Source organism: Brachyspira intermedia PWS/A (genome assembly GCF_000223215.1).
In the GTDB taxonomy this organism is placed as follows: Bacteria; Spirochaetota; Brachyspiria; order Brachyspirales; family Brachyspiraceae; genus Brachyspira; species Brachyspira intermedia.
Genome location: NC_017243.1, coordinates 425,295 through 450,649, shown reverse-complemented (window position 1 = coordinate 450,649; position 25,355 = coordinate 425,295). Strand labels below are relative to the sequence as shown.

24 protein-coding genes, 1 tRNA gene and 1 pseudogene are annotated in these 25,355 nt (G+C 28.7%); 12 read left to right on the top strand and 14 right to left on the bottom strand.

Going from position 1 to position 25,355, the window contains the following annotated elements; genetic code table 11:
• The first annotated feature begins 59 nt into the window (after positions 1-59).
• The 5 genes from BINT_RS02045 (at position 60) to BINT_RS02025 (ending at position 3,839) form a co-directional block, all read left to right on the top strand.
• Positions 60-132 (top strand) — tRNA-Thr (locus BINT_RS02045).
• Positions 133-246: 114 nt separating this feature from the next.
• Positions 247-1,281, top strand: a complete 1,035-nt coding sequence (locus BINT_RS02040) for an N-acetylneuraminate synthase family protein (RefSeq protein WP_014486900.1) — start codon at positions 247-249, stop codon at positions 1,279-1,281.
• Positions 1,282-1,571: 290 nt separating this feature from the next.
• Positions 1,572-2,762, top strand: a complete 1,191-nt coding sequence (locus BINT_RS02035; RefSeq protein WP_014486899.1) for a cation:proton antiporter — start codon at positions 1,572-1,574, stop codon at positions 2,760-2,762.
• A 217-nt stretch (positions 2,763-2,979) separates the two neighbouring features.
• Positions 2,980-3,216, top strand: coding sequence for a hypothetical protein (locus BINT_RS02030; protein WP_148258773.1), 237 nt, complete (start codon positions 2,980-2,982; stop codon positions 3,214-3,216).
• A 59-nt stretch (positions 3,217-3,275) separates the two neighbouring features.
• Positions 3,276-3,839 (top strand): class I SAM-dependent methyltransferase, encoded by a 564-nt coding sequence (locus BINT_RS02025; protein WP_014486898.1) that lies wholly within the window; start codon positions 3,276-3,278, stop codon positions 3,837-3,839.
• Between the two features lie 77 nt (positions 3,840-3,916).
• On the opposite strand, the gene BINT_RS02020 is transcribed toward BINT_RS02025, so the two are convergent.
• On the bottom strand, positions 3,917-7,069 hold the full coding sequence (locus tag BINT_RS02020) for an efflux RND transporter permease subunit (RefSeq protein WP_041177174.1): 3,153 nt from the start codon (positions 7,067-7,069) through the stop codon (positions 3,917-3,919).
• Between the two features lie 123 nt (positions 7,070-7,192).
• On the bottom strand, positions 7,193-8,272 hold the full coding sequence (locus tag BINT_RS02015; RefSeq protein ID WP_014486896.1) for a hypothetical protein: 1,080 nt from the start codon (positions 8,270-8,272) through the stop codon (positions 7,193-7,195).
• Positions 8,273-8,420: 148 nt separating this feature from the next.
• Here BINT_RS02015 and BINT_RS02010 point away from each other — a divergent pair, with 148 nt between their 5' ends.
• From BINT_RS02010 to BINT_RS01995, 4 genes are all read left to right on the top strand, one after another.
• Complete coding sequence (locus BINT_RS02010) at positions 8,421-8,819, top strand: hypothetical protein (protein ID WP_014486895.1); 399 nt, start codon at positions 8,421-8,423, stop codon at positions 8,817-8,819.
• An 82-nt stretch (positions 8,820-8,901) separates the two neighbouring features.
• Positions 8,902-9,360 (top strand): Spy/CpxP family protein refolding chaperone, encoded by a 459-nt coding sequence (locus BINT_RS02005; RefSeq protein ID WP_014486894.1) that lies wholly within the window; start codon positions 8,902-8,904, stop codon positions 9,358-9,360.
• 21 nt (positions 9,361-9,381) lie between these two features.
• Positions 9,382-9,927, top strand: a complete 546-nt coding sequence (locus BINT_RS02000) for an RNA polymerase sigma factor (protein ID WP_014486893.1) — start codon at positions 9,382-9,384, stop codon at positions 9,925-9,927.
• Entirely contained in the window at positions 9,924-10,448 is a 525-nt protein-coding gene (locus tag BINT_RS01995; RefSeq protein ID WP_014486892.1) for a zf-HC2 domain-containing protein, read from the top strand. Before BINT_RS02000 ends, BINT_RS01995 begins: the two co-directional genes overlap by 4 nt.
• Positions 10,449-10,660: 212 nt before the next feature.
• Here BINT_RS01995 and purN read toward each other — a convergent pair whose 3' ends face one another.
• From purN to BINT_RS01950, 9 genes and pseudogenes are all read right to left on the bottom strand, one after another.
• Positions 10,661-11,221: a phosphoribosylglycinamide formyltransferase gene (gene purN, locus BINT_RS01990; RefSeq protein WP_014486891.1), complete on the bottom strand. Its 561-nt coding sequence runs from the start codon at positions 11,219-11,221 to the stop codon at positions 10,661-10,663.
• Positions 11,209-12,222, bottom strand: a complete 1,014-nt coding sequence (gene purM, locus BINT_RS01985; RefSeq protein ID WP_014486890.1) for a phosphoribosylformylglycinamidine cyclo-ligase — start codon at positions 12,220-12,222, stop codon at positions 11,209-11,211. Before purM ends, purN begins: the two co-directional genes overlap by 13 nt.
• 172 nt (positions 12,223-12,394) lie before the next feature.
• Positions 12,395-13,060, bottom strand: a complete 666-nt coding sequence (locus BINT_RS01980) for a hypothetical protein (protein ID WP_014486889.1) — start codon at positions 13,058-13,060, stop codon at positions 12,395-12,397.
• A gap of 14 nt (positions 13,061-13,074) precedes the next feature.
• The gene (locus BINT_RS01975) at positions 13,075-13,989 is read right to left on the bottom strand and encodes a hypothetical protein (RefSeq protein WP_014486888.1); all 915 of its coding nucleotides are present in this window, start codon (positions 13,987-13,989) and stop codon (positions 13,075-13,077) included.
• 16 nt (positions 13,990-14,005) lie between these two features.
• Positions 14,006-14,539, bottom strand: a complete 534-nt coding sequence (locus BINT_RS01970; RefSeq protein WP_014486887.1) for a hypothetical protein — start codon at positions 14,537-14,539, stop codon at positions 14,006-14,008.
• A 90-nt stretch (positions 14,540-14,629) separates the two neighbouring features.
• A complete protein-coding gene (locus tag BINT_RS01965; RefSeq protein WP_041177173.1) occupies positions 14,630-14,830 on the bottom strand; it encodes a hypothetical protein in 201 nt (66 codons plus the stop codon).
• A gap of 3 nt (positions 14,831-14,833) precedes the next feature.
• A pseudogene (infB, locus tag BINT_RS01960) lies at positions 14,834-17,168 on the bottom strand (translation initiation factor IF-2).
• Between the two features lie 28 nt (positions 17,169-17,196).
• A complete protein-coding gene (locus BINT_RS01955) occupies positions 17,197-17,946 on the bottom strand; it encodes a hypothetical protein (protein ID WP_014486884.1) in 750 nt (249 codons plus the stop codon).
• Positions 17,947-18,077: 131 nt separating this feature from the next.
• Positions 18,078-19,571, bottom strand: coding sequence for a hypothetical protein (locus BINT_RS01950; protein WP_014486883.1), 1,494 nt, complete (start codon positions 19,569-19,571; stop codon positions 18,078-18,080).
• Between the two features lie 166 nt (positions 19,572-19,737).
• Between BINT_RS01950 and BINT_RS01945 the strand changes: the two genes are divergently transcribed.
• Entirely contained in the window at positions 19,738-20,217 is a 480-nt protein-coding gene (locus BINT_RS01945; RefSeq protein WP_041177172.1) for a tRNA (cytidine(34)-2'-O)-methyltransferase, read from the top strand.
• Positions 20,218-20,601: 384 nt separating this feature from the next.
• On the opposite strand, the gene BINT_RS01940 is transcribed toward BINT_RS01945, so the two are convergent.
• The 3 genes from BINT_RS01940 to BINT_RS01930 form a co-directional block, all read right to left on the bottom strand.
• A complete protein-coding gene (locus tag BINT_RS01940; protein WP_014486881.1) occupies positions 20,602-21,132 on the bottom strand; it encodes a Fe-S-containing hydro-lyase in 531 nt (176 codons plus the stop codon).
• A gap of 45 nt (positions 21,133-21,177) precedes the next feature.
• Entirely contained in the window at positions 21,178-22,020 is an 843-nt protein-coding gene (locus tag BINT_RS01935) for a fumarate hydratase (protein WP_014486880.1), read from the bottom strand.
• 110 nt (positions 22,021-22,130) lie between these two features.
• Positions 22,131-22,967, bottom strand: a complete 837-nt coding sequence (locus BINT_RS01930) for a flagellin N-terminal helical domain-containing protein (RefSeq protein ID WP_014486879.1) — start codon at positions 22,965-22,967, stop codon at positions 22,131-22,133.
• A 301-nt stretch (positions 22,968-23,268) separates the two neighbouring features.
• Between BINT_RS01930 and BINT_RS01925 the strand changes: the two genes are divergently transcribed.
• Together BINT_RS01925 and BINT_RS01920 are read left to right on the top strand one after the other, a co-directional pair.
• Positions 23,269-24,258 (top strand): M28 family peptidase, encoded by a 990-nt coding sequence (locus tag BINT_RS01925; protein ID WP_041177171.1) that lies wholly within the window; start codon positions 23,269-23,271, stop codon positions 24,256-24,258.
• Positions 24,259-24,631: 373 nt separating this feature from the next.
• Positions 24,632-25,339: a zinc metallopeptidase gene (locus BINT_RS01920; protein ID WP_014486877.1), complete on the top strand. Its 708-nt coding sequence runs from the start codon at positions 24,632-24,634 to the stop codon at positions 25,337-25,339.
• Positions 25,340-25,355: the final 16 nt, after the last annotated feature.

Genomic DNA, 25,355 nt, shown 5'->3' with positions numbered 1-25,355 from the left:
AATTTTTTTATTCAAACGCTTGACTTTTTTTTCAGTTATTGTATAATGATAATCACTTCGCTGGTGTAGCTCAATTGGTAGAGCAGCTGATTTGTAATCAGCCGGTTGCGGGTTCGAGTCCCATCACCAGCTCATTTTTTTTTTAACGCATTTATTTTTCAATATTTCCAAATACCAAAAAGTTTTAATAATTAAACAATTCTATTTCGATAATATATTGCAAACTAATAGTTAGGATATGATTGTATGTTAAAATTAAAAGATCTTATAAATAAAAAAGGATATTTCATAATAGCTGAAGCCGGATGTAATCATGAAGGCGATTTAAGTACTGCAATAAAACTTATTCAAGAGGCTGCTAAATCCGGTGCTGATGCTGTAAAATTTCAAAGCTTCACACAAAAAACTTTATTCGCTGCCAAAGAATATACTAAAATTCTGAAATTAAAAGATGATGCTTTAGATGGTGTTGATAATATCATATTAAAAAAAGAATGGTATGAACCTCTAATAAAAGAAGCTAAAAAAAATAAAATCATATTTATAACAACTCCTTTTTCTGTAGATTCTGTAAATGATATTGTAAGTTATGATATACCTATAATAAAAATAGCTTCATGCGATATAGATAATATACCTTTACTTGAAGCTGTTGCTAAAACTCAAAAACCAGTAATACTTTCAACAGGATTAGCTTTAAATAAAGATATTAAAGAAGCCTTAAAAATATTAAAGAAAAATGAAGTAGCATTATTACATTGCTCTGTAGAATACCCTACTCCTTTGCAAAATGCCAGACTAAATAGAATATCTGTAATGAAAAATCTATTTAAAAATAATATAATAGGATATTCAGATCATACCATAGGTATTGAAGCTCCGATTATTGCTGTTTCTTTGGGTGCTAAAATAATAGAAAAACACTTTACTGTTACACCTGAAAAAGAAACTGGAGATCATATCATTAGCTTAGAGACAAATGCTATGTCTGAAATGATAAAATCTATAGATAAAACATTAACTATGCTTGGAGGAGATGCTGCAAGCAAAAAAGAGCATGTATTAAGTAAGCAGGAAAAAAAGGAACTTGTATATGCCAAAAGAGGTATTTATTTAAGTCATGCTATGCTTAGAGGAGAAGTTATTACAGAAAAAGATTTAATAGCTTTAAGACCTTGCGTTGGAATACCTGCTAAATATTACAATAAAGTTTTAGGTATGAAATTAAAGGTTGATAAAAAATCAAATACTGCTTTGAGTTTTAAAGATTTAAAAAAATAACTTGAAATAAAAAATATTTTATGATAAAGTATAGAGCAAATAAGGAATGAGGTCTCCTTAAATTATTTAATTTATTAAATAATTAAACCGCTTTATTTATTTTTTATATATAAAAGCTGATGACTTCTGCAAATTTCTATGATTTTTTATGATTATTAAAGAACAAATAAAATCTTTAATAATTTATATATGAATTTGCAGATTCAGTTTTTATATTTTTTTTCAACTAATATCTAACAATTCATATACTCATAAAAAATCAAATACTAATAAAAAAGGATTATATATTTATGCTTCTCAGTTTAGCTTTGATATTTTTATGCGGAATGATACTTGGAAAAATATTCTCACTTTTAAAACTTCCTTCTCTTTTGGGTCTTATAATCACAGGTATAATATTAGGTCCATACTGCTTTAATTTGCTAGATGATTCAATACTTTCAATATCAGCAGATTTAAGAGAATTAGCATTAATAATAATATTAACAAGAGCAGGACTTAATCTTGATATAGAAGATTTAAAAAAGGTAGGACGTCCTGCAATACTTATGTGCTTTGTGCCTGCAACATTTGAAATAATAGGAATGATTTTAATAGCTCCTAAACTTTTTGATATTAGCCTATTAGACGCTGCTTTAATGGGTTCGGTTGTTGCTGCTGTATCTCCGGCTGTACTTGTTCCTAAAATGCTTAAACTTATAGATGAAAAATATGGTACTAATAAAAGCATACCTCAATTATTAATGGCTGGTGCTTCCGTTGATGATATATTTGTAATAGTATTATTTACATCTTTTACTTCTCTTGTAAAAGGAGGAAATATATCTTATCTTGATTTTGTAAAAATACCTACTTCAATTATATTTGGGCTTTTGTTGGGAGTGATTATTGGTTTCATATTATCCAAATTCTTTAGTAGATTTCATATAAGAGACAGTGCCAAAGTAGTTATAATATTAAGTATATCATTTATACTTGTAAGCATAGAAAATTCAATATCAAATCTATTTGGAGGCATTATAGGAATATCAGGACTTTTAGCCGTTATGAGTATAGGAGCATATCTTAAAAAATCAAAAGAAGAATTATCAAAAAGACTTTCATTAAAATATTCTAAACTTTGGGTAGCTGCTGAAATTATGCTTTTCGTACTTGTAGGAGCTGCTGTAAATATCAATTATGCTATGAAATCCGGAGCATTAGGAATTATATTAATATTTGCTGTCTTAATATTCAGAATGTTAGGAGTACTTGCTTCATTAATAAAAACTAAATTAAATAAAAAAGAAAGAATATTTAGTATGATAGCATATTGTCCTAAAGCAACAGTTCAGGCAGCAATAGGTTCAATTCCTTTATCATTGGGTTTTGCTTCAGGAGAGATTATACTTGTTATAGCAGTTCTTGCCATACTGATAACAGCACCATTAGGAGCTTTTGCCATAGATGCTACTTATAAAAAATTATTAAAGCATGAATAAATTAATAATAATATAAAAATAATTAAGGGTTTGTATTTTAATAAAAAATCAAACCCTTAACATATATTATAAAAAATCACTTACCTGTAACATTTATAGTGTCATAATCAGCAAAATCATTTCTACTTTCAATATCTTTTTTCTCATAATCTTTTAGAGGTATTTTATTTCTATAAAAACTTGACTTAATATTATATATATGTATAATTATAGAATTATGAAAAAATATAAAGAGTTCAGTTCAGTTCAGTTCAGTTCAGTTCAGTTCAGTTCAGTTCAGTTCAGTTCAGTTCAGTTCAGTTCAGTTCAGTTCAGTTCAGTTCAGTTCAGTTTAGGATATGAACAATCAAATTTAATAATAATTCCTGTATTATTATCTCCATCAACTTTTTGTCATTTAGCATATATTTTTAATAGAATAATATATCCATTTAATCAAATAGATTCAAGCTAATTTCAAACACATCTTTTACAAATAAAAAATTAAATTATAAAATAGGATAATGAATAAGTATGAAAGAAACTATTTTAGATGTGTTTTTAAGAAAATATAGAATTAATATGGTAAAATCTACAATAATAAAATATAATGACTGCAAATTACTTGATATTGGATGCGGTTGGGAAGCAAGATTTTTACAATCTATAGAAAACTATATTTCTTATGGTGTAGGGGTAGATTTTAAACCTCCTGAATTAAAAACAGACAAATTAGAAACTATAAAACTAACTTTAGAAAATAAACTGCCTTTTGAAGATTCAAGTTTTGATGTTGTAACAATGCTTGCTGTATTGGAACACTTAACCTATGCTGACGAAATATTAAAAGAAATAAACAGAGTATTAAAAAAAGATGGAAGATTAATAATAACTGTCCCTTCAAAAATTGCTAAGCCTATATTAGAATTTATGGCTTATAATTTAAAAATAATAGATAGGCTAGAAATAGAAGATCATAAAAAATACTATAATAAAAAAGATATATTAGAATCTGCTGAACTTTCAAATTTCACAGTTGAGAAACATAAATATTTCCAATTGGGATGTAATAATTTTGCTATTTTGAAAAAACAATAGAAATATTAATAAGGTTTTATTTATGAATAATACTAAATAAAACCTTATCAATATAGTAAAGAATACAATATAAAAAATCACTTACCTGTAACATTTATAGTGTCATAATCAGCAAAATCATTTCTACTTTCAATATCTTTTTTCTCATAATCTTTTAGAGGTATTTTATTTCTTATAGCAGCATAAACAGTAGGTACTATTATAAGAGTAAATGCTGTTGACACTAAAAGTCCGCCTAGTATAGCAATAGATAAAGGCTGATACATTTCGTTTCCGCTTCCTCCTGATAATGCCATAGGCAAAAGTCCTAATATAGTTGTAAGCGTTGTCATAAGTACTGGTCTTAATCTTCTAGGACCTGACTCCAATGCTGATTCATCTCCATTGATATTTTTTTCATGCATAAGCTGATTCATATAATCTATAAGTACAATACCATTATTTACTACAATACCAATAAGCACTATAAAACCTATTCCGCTATATACGCTTAAAGTTTGTCTTCCTATAAATAATGCCAATAATGAACCTGCAAAACCAAATGGTATTGCTAATGCTATAACGAAAGGAGCTATAAAAGATTCAAACTGACTAGCCATTATAGCATAAACCAAAATCAATGCTAATATAAAGGCCTGTATAAGCTGTAAAAATGCTTCTTTCATATCCTCAAAATCACCGGCATAATTAATAGTAAATCCTGAAGGTAGGAATACTTTTGTTGAAATATTCTCTTGAACATCCTGCATTATTTCATTTAATGCTCTATTATAAGCTGATGCTCTTATAGTTGTAATTCTTGTGCTGTCTTTTCTTTCTATCTCTGTAGGGCCGTAGCTTTTTTCTATAGTTGCTACTGATGATATAGGTACTATTCCTGCTGTTGTAGGTATCATAAGTCTTGATATATCATCTATTTTTAATCTGTCAGGCTCTCCTAATTGAACATTAACATCTATATCTGTAACATCTGAATTAGCCGGAGTCATAGTTGTAGCTGTTGTTCCTGCAAAACTTGTTTTAATAATGTTTGCTATAGTGTTTACATTAATACCCATTTTGGCTGCTATTTCTCTATTTACATATATTTTAAGTTCAGGATTTGAATCATCTCTTGTAAGTCTTGGTTCTCTTATTCCTTCTATATCTGATATTGCTTTTATTATATTATTTGCTATTTCTGTAGACTTATCCAAATCATCTCCTACAAGTTCTATTTCTATTTCCTGTCCTCCTGTTCCTCCATTTCTTCCGCCGCCGCCTATAGCTGAAGTTGTTACAGCAGATATATTGATCTGTGCTGGATATGATACTAATCTATTTCTTGTGATTTCTATATACTCATCAACTGATAATTTTCTTCCTTCGCTTTTATCTCTAAGCTGCACTCTTATTTCAGCAGAATTTTCTTCAGAACCTGATTTTACTCTAGACTGCATTCTGTCAAAATCCTCTCCTATAGCTTCTTGTATATCGCCTTCCATTCTTGTAACGAAAGCCTGTGTCTGTTCTGATTTAGTACCTACAGGCATTTTTACTTCTATTTTAAACTGTCCTTCATCTGAAGTAGGAAATCCTTCTTTACCTATAAAAATTAAACCTAATATTATTATTATAAGTACTACTGATAATGAAGAGATAAATACTTTCTTTTTATTTTTTATAGAATATTTTAGTAAATTAGAATATAAGTTATTAATTTTGCTATGGAATTTATCATTAACAAAATTTTCTATAGGTATTAAAAATTTAGTTTTCTTATTTGTTACAAGTCTAGCACCAAGCATAGGAACTATTGTAAGAGCAACGAATAAAGAACCTATCATTGAAACTGTAACTGTAATACATAAATCTCTAAATAATTGTCCTGTTTGTCCTTCAACGAAAAGGAAAGGCAAAAATACTGCTATAGTTGTAAGCGTAGAAGCAGATATTGCTAGAGCCACAGTAGAAGTACCATTTATAGCTGATGAATATTTACCATATCCATTATTTCGATAATAGAATATATTTTCCAGCACTACAATGGAGTTATCAACCATCATACCAATACCTAAAACAAGTCCTGATAATGATATAATATTCAAAGTTATTCCCATAAAATACATCAATGTAAATGTAATGATAATAGATATAGGAATAGAAATTGCTATTATAGAAACTGTTTTCACATTCCATAGATAAAGCATTAATATAATAACGGCAAATAATCCTCCCTGCCAAGCTGTATCTAACACTCCATTTATAGCCTGATTTACATTGTCAGCACTATTAAATAATATTTCATATTCTACGCCTTCAGGAAGATTAAGATTAGCTAATTGTCTTTTTACTGCCTTTGATACATTAACAGAATTTCCTCCTGATTCTTTATTAACCGATACTGATATTGCAGGCATTCCATTGATTTTTACTATCTCAGAGTCATCACTGTATCCTTGATAAACTCTTCCTATATCCTTTAATTTGATAGGAGTATCATTTGTTTTTAACGCTACAACAGTGTTTTCAATATCTTCCGGAGTTGTGAACTCTCCCATAGTTCTTAAAGTATATTTATAAACTCCTTCATAAGTATCACCGCCGGATAGATTCTGATTTTCTGATGATAAAAGAGAAACTATACTATTAATATCTATTCCATAGGCATGAAGTCTATTCAAAACTAAATCAACTTTCATCTCACTTTTAAGTCCGCCTCTTATTTCCGCCCTTGCTACTCCTGAAGCCTGTTCTATTTTATTTAATATCTGATTATCTATTAATGTATATAATGCTCCTAAATTATCTGTACCAAAAAAAGCTATTTCCATAATTGGAGTCATATCTGTAGAAAATTTCAATACAGTAGGACTATCAGCATCATCTGGTAAAGAATTCTTTATACCATCTATAGCTTCTCTTACATCTGCTGTAGCAACTGCTAAATCAGTACCCCAGTTAAATTCTATAAATACACTTGATTTACCTTCTTCTGAAGTTGAAGTGATTGTATTGATATCGCTTACAGTGGCAACTGCATTTTCAACTATTCTTGTAACTGATTTTTCTACTTCTTCAGGACCCGCATTCTCATACTCTGTACTTACTGTTATATAGGGAAGCTCCATATCCGGTAAAAAATCAACTGCTAATTTACTTAAACTTACAACCCCTAATATCAACACTGCTATCATACACATAAAAACCGCTACGGGTCTTTTTACTACTAATTCTATAAAATTTCTCATTCGCTTCACCCTGCCTTTTATATAGCATACTATATATATTTAAACTCTTATTAAATTCTTTATTTTAGACGAATAATTAAAAAAAAGTTGCAATATAAACTATTTTTTATAAATATAATCATTTTATTTTTCAATTTTTTCTAATTCATTACATAACTTTATAAAGTCTTCATAAACTTTTATAGACTGCAAATATCTTAAATCTATCATATATCCTGAATCAATATGTTTAAAAAATTCAGCATCCCAAAGTTCTGTTTCTATAAAGCCTTTTTTATAATCATATTTATAAGGTTCAAACTTAAACATATAAGTTCTAAAATATTTAACTTTAGCAAAACATAATTTATATATTCTAAATAATATTCCTATAGTATCATTTCTATTCAAAAATTTATCAGTAAATATTAATGTCTTATGTGAGTTTTCTTTCTCCTGATACCAAGAATCTCCTTCTTTTATAAGATCATATTTTTTTATTATATTTTCTTTGTCGGCACTATAAAGAGAAGTAAAATCATAATCGTATACCACCTCTTTATAAATAAAATCTATACAATCGCATGCTATATAAAAATAACTGTTCATATCATCTGCTTTAATTTTTATCATGATAGAATATTTACCGTTAATAACATTTTTATATTTTTTAATTACTTCTTCAATTTCATCATTACTGCATAAATGAAATATATCATATTCATTTGGACATGCATTAAAATACTTTGAGCATTGCACAAAAGAAGCATTTTTAAAAATAATTTCTATAATATGACTGCAGCTTAAATCATTACCCCCTACTATATTCAAGTTATCTCCATAATTAGAAATCATAAAATCAAGCCACATATTATTTTTTATTGAGTTATTAATATTTTCTATCTTCTCTTTTGCAATCAATATATTAATTTCATCTATATAACTTTTAAACTCTTTTTCCATATATTTAAAATTGGCAAAAGCGACTTTATCATTATGCATAAGCACTTTTATACATATAGCATCATTATCCAATATATAAAATAAATATTTTTTTTCATCATTAAACAATAAAAAGCCTTCATCTGATTTTTCTATTTTTCCATTTATTTTAGATTTTATATATTTCATAAGTGAAAACATAGCATTTTCATCATTACTTTTATTATCATAGAGAAGTTTTATTGTTTTTAATTTCTCATCTAAAAAAATTATCTTATACATTACTATATCCAAATTATATGAAAATATATTCGTTTTATTATAATATAAATACTTTATTTTTTAAAGCGTAAAATATCAAATCATTTTTAGGAACTTTTTAATAATTCATTCGTCTAAATGATAAATAATCAAATTAAGAGGTTTTTATATGAAAAAAATAATGATTATTGCGATATTAATTTTTAATATATATAGTTTATATGCCGAAGAACATTTTATAATAAATGATGATTCTATTAAAGTATTAACTGATGCCGGAGTGGATATAGATTTAGAAAAAAAATACACTATAAATTCAATCACAAAGAAATACTTAAAAGATGCTAGAAAGATTTTATTTGAAATAAATAAAATAGATATGAAAATAAATGACGAATTTAAAAAAGAAAATGTGGATTTAGACAGTGTTAAACAGTTAATATTTGAGAAAAAAGAAAAAGAAGCTGATTTTGATTATACTATAATGTCATGCGACTTGGATATTTTGTCATTATTTTCAGATAATGAGATAAAAAGGATAAAATATTATATTATTTTTAAAAAATAGCGGGAACTTTTTACATAATGTTTACGTCTAATAATACAAAGATAATATAATATTAAAAGTTATGGAGTGATAAGGAGAGTTTATGAATAAAATATTTTATACTGTATCTTTAATATTATTATTATCTTTATCAATTTTTGCACAACCGGGTCCTAAAGGTCCCGGTCCTCATGGGCCTGGATATGGAAGAAACAGAAGAGGAGGCGAATTTGATAAAAGATTAGGACATGATCCTTTACAATTCTTTAGAAAAATTGGTATAACTCTAACTGATGAACAGGCTGAAAGAATGTATGATATAGCAATCAAATTTATTACAGAAGAAGAACCTATCAGATTAGAAATAGAAAGAATAGAAAACAGTATAAGATTGGAATTAATGAAAGACAATACTGATAGAAATGCTATTAAAAAACTGATAAAACAGAAAAAAGAGCAAGAGGCTTTAAGAGATTATCTAAGGATAGTAAGAGATTTGGATATTATAGGCGTTCTTACTCCAGAGCAAAAAGCTCAGTTAAACAGTTGTATGATGAGATAGGTAATTTTTATAAGGATAAATATGAGCAGTGCTATGGCTTATGAAGATAATATAGATGCATTCAAAACGGGTAATGAGGAAGCTTACAAAGAGCTTATAGAAATGTATAAAAAACCATTATTCAATTTGGTTTATTCTATCATTTCTAATAAAGATGAAGCTGAAGAGATTGTGCAAGACGTTTTTGTAAGTTTTTACATAAAACGTGAAAGTTTTGAGGGAAGAAGTAAAATATACACTTGGCTTTATAGGGTTTCTTTTAACAGGGCTGTTGATCATATAAGAAAAAAAGAAAGAGAAAAAAAATACCGCTTAAAAGAATACAGAAATTCTGAAGTACAGGAATCCGGAAATGATGACAGCATACATAGAATTATATTAGCCGAGGCTTTGGAAAAATTGGAAGATGATTTCAGAATTCCGCTTATGATGGCTGAATATGAAAATTATTCTTACAATGAAATATCCGAAAAATTGGATCTGCCGGTTAATACTGTCAGAACTAGGATATTTAGAGCTAGAAAAAAACTTCTATCTATTATGAAAAAAATGGGGGTGAGCTTATGAAAAATAATCATGAATATTATGAAATGCTTATCAGCAGACATAAGGACAATGATTTAGATGCTAATGAAATCTTTGAAATGGAAAAACATTTAGCTTCTTGTAAATCTTGTCAGAAATTCAGAGATGAAATCAATTCTATGTCATCTATACTTTTAGGTATGTCAAATATAAAAGTAAATAAGAAGCCTGCAAGCATTTTCAATAAAAAGAGAGTTATAGCATCTATAAGTTCAATAGCTGCTGCTTTACTTATATTCGGTGCAGTAAGTACAATATACAACAGTAATAATATTCCGGGAAGTTCAAATGATTCTGCTAAATTAATGGTTGCTGATTTAAATGATTCTATAATAAGAACTAGCATAGATGATTATAATACTGAAGAGGATTATGCTCCTTTATCAAGCTATTTTAGTTATGGGGATCTTGACCCTGAAGCAGCGGAAGCATCATCAGATGAAAGCTATAATAATGCTGAGATATCTATAATGTCTGCATATATTTATTATATGGGTAAATAACGCATGCTAAATAGACAAAAAATAATTATAATTCATAGTAATACTATATAATTAAAAATAACTAAGCATGCGTTTAATAAAGCTATAGATCTAATTCCAGCTTGGGTGGGCATTGCTTTTTCTTAGAAAAATAAAAAACAATATTCATTACATTTATAATATAAGCAATAAATATAAAGGGTGGGGAATTAGAATAAAGTCCCAATCTTTAATCACATTTTAGAAAGTTTTTTAACAGTAGCAGGAAGTAATTTATGTTCTTCTACTAATACACGTTTTTGTAAAACATCAGCAGTATCATCTTCTTTTACTTCAACTTTAGTCTGCATTATGATATCTCCGCCGTCTATAGTGTCGGTAACATAATGAACAGTGCATCCTGATTCTTTTTCTTTGTTTGCAATTACAGCCTCATGTACATGAATGCCATACATTCCCTTTCCGCCGTATTTAGGAAGAAGAGATGGGTGAATATTAATAATTTTTCCTTCCCATTTTTTTATAAAGGCACTGTCTACTATTGATAAAAATCCTGCCAATACGACCAAATCTATATTAGAAATCTCTTCATCTATCTTTTTAAATAAATCTTTTTTATATACTTTTCTATCTAATAATACAGCTTTTATTCCTGCATTTTCAGCAATATTCAGTCCGCCGCAATCTCTATCTGCAATAACTATATCTATTTTATAATAATCATTATCCTGTGAATCTATCAAAGATTTTAAATTACTTCCACCACCGGAAATTAAAACGGCTACTCTAAGCATATATCACTCTTATCCTCATTATCATTTTTAGCAATATACCCTATTTCATAAGCGGATTCATTTTGCTCTTTCAAATCATTTATAATATTATCTTTATCCTCTTTAGAAGCTATTATCACAAATCCAATACCCATATTGAAAGTATTATACATCTCTTCTTCTTTTATATTTCCTAAATACTGAATATAATTAAATATATTAGGAGTAATAAAACTGTCTTTTTTAATTACAGCCTTGTATCCCTTAGCAACAGAACGAGGCACATTTTCTATTAAACCGCCGCCTGTAATATGAGCCATACCTTTAATATTATATTTTTCTAATAAAGGAAGTACTTTTTTTACATATATTTTAGTAGGTGTTAAAAGAGTTTCACCTATTTTTTCACCTTCATATACAGCATTATAATCTCTTACAAGTTTTCTTATAAGTGAATATCCATTACTATGAAAACCAGAAGAAGCTATACCTATAATAGCATCTCCTTCGCTTACTTTAGAGCCGTCAATAATCTTATCTTTCTCTACAACACCAACACAAAAACCGGCGATATCATAATCTCCATCTTTATAAAAACCAGGCATTTCAGCAGTTTCTCCGCCAATTAAAGCAGCACCAGCCTCATAACATCCATCAGCAATGCCTTTAACTATTAAAGCAGCTGTTTCTCCGTTTAATCTTCCGCATGCAAGATAATCTAAAAAGAAAATAGGCTTAGCACCATGACAAAGCACATCATTAACACACATAGCAACAGCATCTATTCCAACAGTATCATACTTCTTCATAGAAAATGCTATCTCTAACTTTGTACCTACTCCGTCAGTTCCAGATACAAGTACCGGATTATTATACTTACCAAGTTCATACAAAGCACCGAAACTTCCTATATTATTAAGTACATTTGTATGCATAGTTTTAGCCACAACTTCTTTCATCAGAGATACAGCTTTATAACCTTCTTCTCTGCTGACTCCGCTGTCTTTATAAGAAATGCCCATAAATAATTCCCTTATTTGATAATTTAAAAAATAGAAAAAATGTTTATTAAGTATACCAATATTTTATATATTTACAAGAATTTTTTTTATTAATATAAATAATTAATAACAAGATAAAAAATAGGTACATATTCAAATCTATACCTATTAAAAAATTCATATTAATATATTTTTAGAATGTTACACCTATAGCAAATCTAGGAAGCCATATAAATCTTAATCCATGAGTAAAAGAATATCCCAAATCAAGTAAAGATATATCAATAAAAGGACGAACAGGCCAATTTGCTCCCATTTTTGTAAACATATCTATCTTAAATCCCATCTCACCTGATATATAAAAATTTACTATGGCACTTAACTCTTCTTTATTTGCTGAATAATCTTTTCCATTAACAGCAAATATATTCATACCTATTTTTGGAAGTAGGAAAAAACCATTATCTCTATTACTCTTATTAAAATAAAATCTTACTCCTATAGATGCCGGTATAACTATAACATCAGCATTATATGCTTTTTGATAACTAGAAGTACCATTAATAGTAATAGTACCATTATAATAGGAACTAAAACTATATATTCCAATATAAGCATCTATTGCCTGTTTTGGTAAATATGCATAATTATATGTAAATCCTATACCAAATCCGCCTTTAAATAATTCCTCATTTGATCCATTTTGAGACTTAAATAATGAATTTCCTACAAGAGGCAAAGTAACTGTAGAATATAGTGTGGTACCAAAGTCTATACCTACAGCATGTCTGGCATTCTCATAGCTTGCTGCATATATAAAAGAATTAAATAATAATATAAATATTATAATTTTTTTCATAGTCTAAATATCCGTTAAAACCTTATACTAAAACCTATTCTTGGAAATAAACCTATTCTAAAATTAAGAAGTATCTTAGCCCAATCAGGCAAAGTAGAAAAATTACTTAACTCCCCTAAAAATCCTCCTACAGCAAAAGCCATTAAATTTCCATATAAAGCATTAGCCATATTATCAGCCCAAGGTCTTACATAATATCCTATCTCCAATAATCCTATATCAATAGTAGGCTTAACTCTCCATTCTCTTGTAGGAAATAATTCTATATTCCAGCCAATTTCATAAGAAATATAAACAGCCGCATCCGACACTGTCTGGCTTGTTTTCACTCCAGTAACACCATTTTCAGTTTGAATATCATAAAAAAATGCATCTATAGCCAAACGGAAATGATTATAAAACTGTCTTTTCTTACCATAAAATTTCACCCCAAATGTAACAGGCATAATTATAACAGAAGTATTAAATTTACTATCACCTACAATAAAACTGCCTATATCAGAACCACTTCCACCAACACTTTGCAATAATTCAAGTACTTTGTCTTTACTTACATAAAAAGAATATTCACTTCCATACAATCCAATACCAGCACTCAAAGATATTTGATTATGCACAAATAATGAATATTCAATAGAAGGTATATACCATCCAAAAGAATTGAGACGCACATATTGTAAATATTTTCCAGCATTCCCTAAATCTGCACCAAACATACCTATTGTATAAAGTCCATGTTTAAAAACAGTATCTAAAATCATAGGTGTAAATACAGCAATACCAGGATTGAGATTAAAGCTTATCATCTGTCTTCCCTTTATCCAGCTATAATCTTCCCCTGTAACTTCTGTAGATAAAGGAAGTCCTTTAGAAAATCCTGTATGCATTGAAAAAATAAAAACAAAAAATATTATTAAAAACTTATTCATAATTACACTTTAAAAATTATTTTATACTTTCAGCTTTAGCAAAATCATCACTAACTTTTATTAATTTATCTGCTAATGCAGCAAGTTCACTTTCAGATAAATTAACATCTTTAAGTAATTCATCAGTTTTAGTTGTATCTATTTTACCATCATTGTTTGAAGCCTGCTTTAATATATTACTCAGAACTTTAGAATATTCAGGATTATCAGAAGTCATAAGTTCAACAAGTTCTTTTCCTTCTGCACTAAGAGAAACTACATAAACTTGACTTCCTGCTGGTAACACCCATAAATTATTTCCTTTTTCACTTACAAAATCAGCTGATATAGATAAATAATAATCAACATATTTATATATTCCATTATTACCATTCTTACTTCCTGTTATAGTTAATATATTACCTTCTAATTTTATTCCTTGAAAATTACCATATCGAATTTTATCTAGAACTAGATTTGAATCCGGGTTAGTTACAATAACACCTGTATTTTTTGTACATGAAATTAGCAATATAATTAAAAATGAAAAAAGTATTGTATGTAATTTCATATTTAATCCTTATATTTATAATTATACAACTATAAAAATAATATAATAGGCATACATCAAACATGTATACCTATTATTAAAAATCAAAAATTATAAATCCTGAGTTATTTCTTCAATTTTGAATATCTCAAGAACATCGCCTTTCTTAATATCATTAAAGTTTTCTATAGAAGCACCGCATTCATAACCGCTAGCCACTTCTTTTACATCATCTTTAATTCTTCTTAAACTAGAAATCTTGCTTGTATAAATGAGAACATTATCTCTCATAACCCTTTTATTAAAAATCAAAAATTATAAATCCTGAGCTATTTCTTCAATTTTGAATATCTCAAGAACATCGCCTTTCTTAATATCATTAAAGTTTTCTATAGAAGCACCGCATTCATAACCGCTAGCTACTTCTTTTACATCATCTTTAATTCTTCTTAAACTAGAAATCTTGCTTGTATAAATGAGAACATTATCTCTCATAACCCTTACACCAGCATTTCTTTCTATTTTTCCATTAGTTACATAACAACCGGCAATAGTACCAACTTTAGGAACATGGAATACATCTCTAACCTCAACAGTACCAATATCAACTTCTTTTTTGAGTCTTTCAAGAGAACCTTTCATAGCATTTTGAATAGCCTCTATTGCCTCATAAATAATATCATATCTTTCTATAGGTATTCCAAGTTTTTCAGCTAATTCTCTAGCCTTTCCGGAAGGACGAACTCTATAAGCTATAATAATTGCATTAGATGCATGGGCTAAGTTTACATCACTTTCAGTAACCGCACCTGAAGCACTATATATTGAAACGAATCTTATTTTATCACTTTGTATTTTATTTAAAGCATCTCTCAAAGCCTCAGCACTACCCTGAACATCAGCTTTAATTATTACTTTAAACTCTTTCATAGATTCAGAAGCTATTTTCTCATAAAGGTTTTCTAATGTAACTTTAACATTAGCTTTTAAAGCTTCCTGCTGTTTTAATTGAACTCTCTTATCAGCTATAGCCTTAGCCTCTTTTTCATCAAGCATAACATTGAATGATTCTCCAGCTTCAGGAGTCTTTTCAAAACCTAAAACTTCAACAGGAGTGGAAGGTAAAGCTTTTGTAACTCTCTGTCCTAAATCATTAACCATAGCACGTACTTTACCAACAGAAAGCCCGCATACAAAATAATCACCTATTTTCAAAGTACCATTTTGTACAAGTACAGTACCTACAGGACCTCTGCCCGGATCAAGTGAAGCCTCTAATACTATACCTATTGCTTCTCTATTAGGATTAGCTTTTAATTCAAGCATTTCAGCCTGTAATATAATAGCTTCTAATAAATCATTAATACCCTGCTTAGTTAAAGCACTTACACCTATATATTGAGTATCTCCTCCCCATTCTTCAGGAGTAAGTCCATACTCTGATAATGCTGCTTTTACCTTATCCATACTTGCATTAGGCAAATCCATTTTATTAACAGCAACTATAATAGGAACATTAGCTTCTTTAGCATGGTTCAAAGCTTCAACTGTTTGAGGCATTACACCGTCATCTGAAGCAACAACAAGTATTACTATATCAGTACTCTTAGCACCTCTAGCTCTCATCATAGTAAATGCAGCGTGTCCAGGAGTATCAATAAAAGCTATTTCTCCGCTAGGTATTTTTACCTTATAAGCACCAATATTTTGAGTGATTCCTCCGCTTTCTTTTGATGTGATATTACTATGTCTTATAGCATCAAGCAAAGAAGTTTTACCATGGTCAACGTGACCCATTATTGTAACTACTGGAGGACGAGGCTTCAAATCTTCTTCTCTGTCTTCTTTTACTTCAATAGTTGCCTCTTCCTGTAAAGATATAACATTAACTTTACATCCGAAATCATCGGCAATAATTGTAGCTGTATCAGAGTCTATTATATCATTAACTCTTGCCATAGTACCCATACCCATAAGTTTGGATATTATGTCAGAAGCTCTTAAATTCATCTTTTTAGCTAAATCACCAACCGTAATAGTTTCCATTATGCTGATTTCTTTTTCAACACTTGCAAGTCTTTGTTCCTGCTGACGTTTTTTAGCCTGAAGTTTATTAAATATTTTATTTTCCTGTCTTTGAGCTGCCTCTGCTTTAGAATCTTTTTGAGATGATTTCTTATCGTATTCTTTATCTTTTTTCTCGTAATCTCTTTTCTTATTATCTTTTTTATTGTCTTTCTTGAAAGAAGATACATCTTCAACAGGAGCTTCCATAGGAGAAGAATCTTTATATGATTTATTTTCTTTAAAATCTCTATTTTCTCTATTATGAGAATAATTTTTATTTTTAGATTCTTTATTGTTATCTCTAGTATCTCTATTTTCTTTTGCTATATTATTTTTTTCAGGAGTATTATTGTTGTTGTTGTTATTATCCTGTTTTTGAGCATCAGGCTTATCTGATTTATTATGTATTATTATTTTCTTTTTTACTATAATTTTTTTACTTTCTTAACAGCTGCTGCAGCTTGATTATCATCATTATTGTTATTAGATGCATTATTTTTTTGATAATAACTTTTGGCTTATTATCAGCTGCAGAGCTTTCCTGATTTAAATTTTTTTCATTATTCTCATTTTTTTGAGACATTCTTTTCCTTTCCCATTAATATTAAATTTTAATTATTTGTTCTTGGTAATAAATTGTTATCAACACCTTGCTGAGGTAAAGCTGTAGCATTACTATCCCCTATTTGAGGAGGAAGTATGCTTGCCTCACCTAATACAGCTGTATTTCTTTCTATTACTGCTTTATCTTTTAAATCCTGTATATCTCTTTCTACTAATTGCTGGGCATAAGCATTTTTGTATAATTGAGCAATATAAGGAGCTGTTTCTGTATTATATGCTGTGATTCCATACATTTGAGTCAATTGCTGTTTAGCTTGTTCAAAGAATGCCTGAGCCTGTTCTGGTGTAGGATCTGGTATATTTTTAGAAGCATCTGCCATGAGTTTTGTTACATAATATTGAAATTTTATATTTCTTATTGAAAGATTAATAAAATCTTTAGCTTCTTCTGTTTCAAAGAATTTTTCTTGTTCTGCTTTATTTAATAATAAAATAGAATTTATCAACTGATCTGCATATATTTGTTTAGTAGTAGCATCATTAGCATACATAGCTATTTGTTCAGCTGTAGCACCTTGAAGTACCAAAGAAGCTTGTAAGTCTTTAGTAAAATTAGTTTGATTAATAGCGAAATCATCTACTTTTAATACCCATTCACCTTCTCCGCCTTTCAAATAAGCTAGAGAATCTGATGAAGTTTTTGATCCGCTTGTACTTCCTCCTTGTGTTTGTGAGCAAGCTATTATAGAAAATGAAGATATTATCAATATTAATTTTTTCAGGTTTTTCAAACTCATAAATACTCCTTAAAATAAAAAAACAATTTAATAATAGTATAGTGTATCATATATAAATATTTCTGCAAGTATAAAACATATAAAATTTACATATACAAACTTGACAAAAATAATTAATTCCTAAATAAATATTATTTTTTTCCTGAATACATATTAATCACTAAATTAGGAAGTTCTTTTTCTAATATTCCATACCAAATAGATTTTCTTCTTTTTAATGTTTTACTGCTCATAGCAATATTCATCAATTTATTATATGTTTCATTAGCCTTCTGAACATTCTGAAATATCGGTATATGATTAGCAGGGAAAATCTCTGATATATTAGCTTCTATATCTTTCTTAATAACAACATCATATATAGGCAAAACCTTTTCGTATCCTGCACAAATGCTTTCTGCATATTCTAAAACCATTTTATCAAAATCCGGAATAGTTTTTAGCAACTTAATAATCAAAGCAAAAGTATCTATAGCCTCTTTATAATTTTCTTTAACTACATAAGCTCCGTTTGCCTTATCACATAAATCGCATATAGTCGAATTTGTATAGCTTGATATATATTCATTCACATGTTCATCTATTTGGAAAGGAGGCATTGATTTAGCAACTTTTGATATTAAATCTAAAATTGCTGTAAACATTCTCTGCTTCCATAAATTACCTTTAACACTTTTAACAAGCTCTTCCATCTCTGTAAAGAAATGCTCTTTATATTTTTCATCCGGATTGAATATCGCTTCTACTATAGGTATTTCAGTACCTTTAAATGATATCATACCATTATCATAAAAAGATATTATATCCTTTTCAAATATTTCACTTTTAACTTTACTGTTTTCTTTCAAAAAGTTAAACTGTAAATTTTTAGTTACTATCACTTTATTTTCTTTAGGTGCTAAAGTATTTGCTCTTGCCTGCATTCTCGCAGCATTATTAATTAAAAATCCTGATAAATCCCCATCTTCTGTAATAATCAAAGAACTATTAGTATTACCTCCAGATATTCCGGCACTGATTTTAAACTCAGGCAAACCGCTCGTATCTACACTTGGGTATTCATTCAATAATCTTTTCTTACTTAATACACCTATTATAGCAATGGTAGCACTCAAAGCATCTGTTGCCGTAGGGCATACCATAATTATTTCATCGCCCTGTTTTCTATGTGATATAACATTATAAAATCTAGTTACTTCACTTACTTTATTTTGCATTAAATCATCTAAGGCATGCATTTTAGAAAGATTGTTCTTATTTTCTTCGCAGAACTTTGTATAACCATGTATATCAAGCATTGCTATATAAATATCAGCTATTGAAAGACTTAATTTTAAATCACCAGCAAAATTATATTTTTGATTCTCTGTAACAAATTGCGACCATAATTTTGGATAAAGTTCTTTATCTAAATTATTAAAAAACCCCCAATTAATTTTTCGTATGAGATCGAATAAACCTTTTAATATTTTCTTATGGTCATGTACTTTTTCAAAATTAACATTTTTAGCATAAGTGAAAATTTCTGAAAATGTTTTTATTTCGCCTGATACTATTTTTTCACTTAAATGAGTATATAATTCATATTTGGAAGTGGATTGGTTAAATTCTTCTATTTTGTTCACTTTCTTCCCTTACCTTAATTTGATCTAAATAGCCATGTTATTACTTTAACTTATAAACAAAAAAAATCAATAGATATTATAAAACATATTGAAAAAATATAATCTATACTAGAATAAAATAAAAATAAATTTATGAAATTTAGTGTAAAATTATGACTCAAAAAAAATAAATGATGACTTTAATATAATTATAGCTTTATATCGTCCGGAAATACCTGCTAATACAGGAAATATTGGAAGATTATGTGTAGGACTTAATATACCTTTACATATTGTTTCAAAGCCTTCTTTTATAATTAGCTCTAAAGAAGTTAAACGTGCCGGACTTGATTATTGGGAGCATTTGCAATTAGTAAAACATGAAAATGAAAACACTTTTTTAGAATACTGCAATAACAACAATAAAAGAATAGTGCCTATTACAAAATTTGGAAAGCATAGATACGATGAATTTCAATATCATAATAATGATATACTTTTATTCGGAAGAGAATCAACTGGGCTTAGAGAATCATTATGGGAAAACGATTTAGAAAATTCTGTATACATACCTATGAGTGATAATATACGTTCTATAAATGTATCGAATACTGCAGCTATAGTTGCTTATGAAGCATACAGACATATTGTTTTGATTAATAATTAACTTATTTATTCTAAAATTATTAACTAATAAATAACGCACGGTTAGCGAAACTTTATATATAAGTATTATTCTATTTATTAATTAATCAATATATAAAAATTCACTCTGCGTGCGGTGATAATATTTTTTAAATTCTAAATAAATTCTGGGTGGGTGTTATAAGTGCAGAATTAAATTATAAAAAATAAAAAAATTATTAACTCTAAAATAAGCAATAAGCATATAGGGAGGGATTACAAAATAAAACAAAAAACAAATTATTTTTTTGATTTATTTACATACCCCGCCCTATATATTTTTTAATCTATTTTAAAATTATAATTTTTATTAGCCTTATTACTAAACTATAAAATACAGCTCCCACCCAAGCTTTATTTAAATTTATTATGCAGTTAAGGCATTGTTTCCTTTAGAATCTATAGCTACAATCAAAGGCATATCTTCAACATAAAGCTCTCTTATGGCCTCAGTACCTAAATCTTCAAAAGCTATAATTTTAGCAGACTTAACACAATTAGACATATAGGCAGCAGCCCCTCCAATAGCAGCAAAATAAACTCCGCCATATTTTATTATGGCATCTATCACTTCTTTACTTCTTTTACCCTTCCCTATCATAGATAAAAGTCCAAGCTCTAAAAGTTTAGGTGAATAAGCATCCATTCTATAACTAGTAGTAGGTCCAATACTTCCCATAACTTCATTAGGTTTTGCAGGAGAAGGCCCCGCATAAAAAATTGTTTGATTTTCTATATCGAAAGGAAGTTTTTCATTGTTGTTTAACATATCGATTAATCTTTTATGAGCAGCATCTCTTGCAGTATAAATAGTACCTGTTAAAGCCACCATATCTCCGGCATTTAAAACAGATAATTTTTCTTTTGTTAAAGGCGTATTTAATTTTTTTATTTCCATTTTCTATCGCTCCTAATTTTTATTGCTACTATAATGACACTGTTTTTATAGAACAATTTCTCTATGCCTTGTTACATGACATCCGGTACAAACACATACAGGAAGAGAAGTTATATGTGCAGCATACATGTTTATATGAACTGCTAAAGCAGTTGTATTTCCTCCGAATCCTGAAGGCCCTATATTCATTTTATTAATATTCTCAAGTAATTCTTCTTCTAACTTTTGTAAACGAATATCTTCATTTTTTGTGCCTACTTCTCTAAGTAAAGCCCTTTTTGCAATATCAGCACATTTCTCCATACTTCCTCCCAAACCTATCCCTATAATCATAGGAGGGCAAGCATTAGAAGCGGCTGTTCTTATTGTTTCATATACAAACTCTTTTACACCCTCTATTCCAGCTGAAGGAGGAAGCATCTTTATTTTACTCATATTCTCACTGCCGAAACCTTTAGGTGCCACTATGATTTTTACTTTATCCCCATCTACAATATTATAATGTATTACAGCCGGAGTGTTATCATTAGTATTTTTTCTATCTATAGGATCATTTAATACTGACTTTCTTAGATAACCTTTAGTATATCCTAAAGCAACACCTTTATTAATAGCGTCTGTTAAATTACCGCCGGTAAAATGCACGTCCATTCCTATATCCATATATATAATAGCCATACCCGTATCCTGACATATAGGCTTTAATTCTTTAGAAGCTATATCAGCATTTTCTATCAAAACATTAAGAATATTTTTTGCAATTTTATTTTCTTCTTTTTTTTCGCTTTCAATCAGAGCTTTTTTAATATCATCATTTAAATAAATATTAGCATCTATACATAATTGAGCTACATTTTCTGTTATAAGATTAACATCTATCTCACGCATAAAAATCCTTTCATAAATAAAAAAATTAAATTAGACAAAAAATAAAAGCCCACTAATATTTCTATTAATGGGCTTTATATCTACATTTGTAATAAGTCGCTTAAATCAAATTATCCAATAATTCTCATTATAGATTGATTTTTCATATTAGCGTTAGCTAACATAGCAGCACCTGTTTGTTGTAAGATTTGCTCACGAGTATAAGCAACCATAGCAGAAGCCATATCAGCATCACGTATAACACTTTCAGAAGCGATAGTGTTTTCAGTAGCGATCATTAAGCTTTTTACCATAGATTCCATTCTATTTTGAACAGCACCTAATTCAGCTCTTTGAGCTACAACCATTTGAATACCTTCATCTATTCTTCCTAAAGCTTGGTTAGCAGTTTCAACAGAAGAAATAGAAATAGGAGTGTCTCCACCAACTTGTAAGTTAGCAGCAGTCATAGAACCTATATTAACAGATACTCTTTGATCCATGTTAGCACCGATGTGGAAAGTCATAGGAGTTTGACCATCAGCAGCAAAACGTCCTGTTAACATGTTCATTTTGTTGAATTCAGCTTGAGAAGCGATTCTGTCAACTTCAGCTACTAATTGATTAACTTCTACTTGTATTAAAGCTCTGTCGCTGTCAGAGTATATACCGTTAGCAGATTGAATAGCTAATTCTCTCATTCTTTGCATAATGTTAGTAGTTTCATTTAAATAACCTTCAGTTGTTTGAATGAAAGATATACCGTTTTGAGCGTTTCTAGTAGCTTGTTGTAAACCACGGTATTGTGAACGCATTTTTTCAGATACTGCTAATCCAGAAGCATCATCTCCAGCAGTGTTAATTCTCATACCGCTAGAAAGCTGAGCTATTGTTTTAGTCATTGAATTTCCTGTTAAATTCAATTGTCTGTTTGCATTTAATGCAGAAATATTATTGTTGATAATCATAACTACCCTCCATGAATAGTGCTTAAAATATTTTGTAATTTTATTTTCTAAAGCTATCTATATTATGCATTTTATATCTGTTTAGTCATCCCCTACAAAACAGTAACATAATATTAACTTCACGTACACCATATTATAATATCTTTTAAAAAAAAGTAAAGACTAATTTTTTATAAAAAAATCCGATAGGGCTTTTAACTGTATTCTTATACATTAAAACATACTATTTTATTGACTTTTTACTATTATTAAATTAAAATCAACAAACACAATACAAATAAATATATATGGTTATAAAAATATGAAATATATTACAACCCTTTTTATAGTAATGACAATAATGTTATATTCATGCAGTAACGCCAAAGCAAATACAGCTCAAAAAGAAAACAATCAAAAAATTAATGAAAATTTTTATTTCAACGCTGATAATGCCTATAGTTATATAAAAAAACAAACAGATTTAGGCCCTCGCAATTATGGATCTGAAGCTCATAAAAAAGTAAGAGAGTTTTTTAAACAGGAAATTTCTAATCTTGGATATGAAGTTTATAGTCATAATTTTGAAGCTCCTTACATAAAAGGAAGAAAAGGCGAAAATATATATGCATTTCTAAAAGGCAAAACTGATGATTATGTAATTATTACTAGTCATTTTGACAGCCGTTCTGTTGCTGAAAAAGACCCTGTACTATTTAATAGAGATAAGCCTATAAGCGGTGCTAATGATGGAGCAAGCAGCAGTGGTGTTTTACTTGAACTTATGAAGGCTTTAAAAAATTATAATGATTTGCCTTATAGTGTATGCTTTGTACTATTCGATTTGGAAGATGACGGAAATCTATTCGATGTAGAAGGTGATTCTTTAATAGAAACAGATTGGATACAGGGAAGCATTGCTTTTGTTAATGAAATTATATTAAGAGATAAAATATTAGATAAACAAAAAATAAAATTCGGTATACTTCTTGATATGGTTGGAAGCAAAAATGCTAAATTCAGATATGAAAGTTTTGCCCATACATATTATTCTACAATATATGATAAAGTGTGGAATTATGCTAATAATTTAGGATACAAAGAATATTTTATTGACGGACATTATGGCACTATAATAGATGATCATACTCCTTTTTTAAATGAGAGAATACCTTTCATTGATGTTATAGATATGGGATATCCATTTCATCATACATCACAGGATACTATAGATAAATTAGATAAAAAGACTTTAGAAGCAGTAGGAAAAACCCTAGAATACACAATTAAAAATGCTGATAAAGTTTATTAATTTTTCAGTCATAAACGAGCAGCTGATAACTTTAGTTGTCAGCTATTATAAAGCGAGTTTATGACTAGCAATAATAGATAAAGTTTATTAATTTTTCAGTCATAAACGAGCAGCTGATAACTTTAGTTGTCAGCTATTATAAAGCGAGTTTATGACTAGCAATAATAGATAAAGTTTATTGATTTTCTGTCATAAACGAGCAGCTGATAACTTACTTAAAAATAAAATTATCAGCTATTATAAAATAATTATATAACATACAAAATTTAATTTTACATTAAAACTATTAACATAGTTATAAAAAAATGTTATAATTATTGTAATTAATTCATATATTTATAAATGAAAAATACTAAAAAATAGGAGGTTTTTAATGTTTGGATATTTTGAATATTATTTCGGATATATATGGATACTAATTCCAGGTATAATTCTTGGTTTCTGGGCTCAAATGAAAGTAAAATCCACCTATGCTAAATACAGCAGAATGGAAAATAAAAGAGGAATTACAGGTGCTCAAACAGCAAAATATATTCTAGAAGGATATGGAATAGATATTCCTGTTGAAAGAATAGGCGGTACATTAACTGATCATTATGACCCTTCTTCAAGAGTATTAAGACTTTCTCATGGTGTATATGATGGTACAGATGTTGCTGCTTTGGGAGTTGCTGCTCATGAGGTAGGACATGCTATACAGCATAACAGAGGATATGCTCCTCTTTCTATAAGAAATGGCTTTTATCCTTTATGTGCTATAGGTGATCAATTCGGACCTTTCTTGGTATTATTAGGTATTATGATAGGAGGTGCAGGAAGTTTCTCATACTATATAATGATGGCTGGTATTATACTTTTTGCATTTGCTGTATTCTTCTCCTTAGTTACTTTACCTGTTGAATTTGATGCTTCAAACAGAGCTATAAAGATATTGGATAAAGGCGGATTCTTAGACAGTGAAGAACTTGACGGAGCTAAAAAAGTTTTATCTGCTGCCGCTTTAACTTATGTTGCTGCCGCTGTTACTGCTATACTTACATTATTAAGACTTTTAATGTTGGCACAAAGAAGAAGAGATTAAATTAAAAAATATAAAT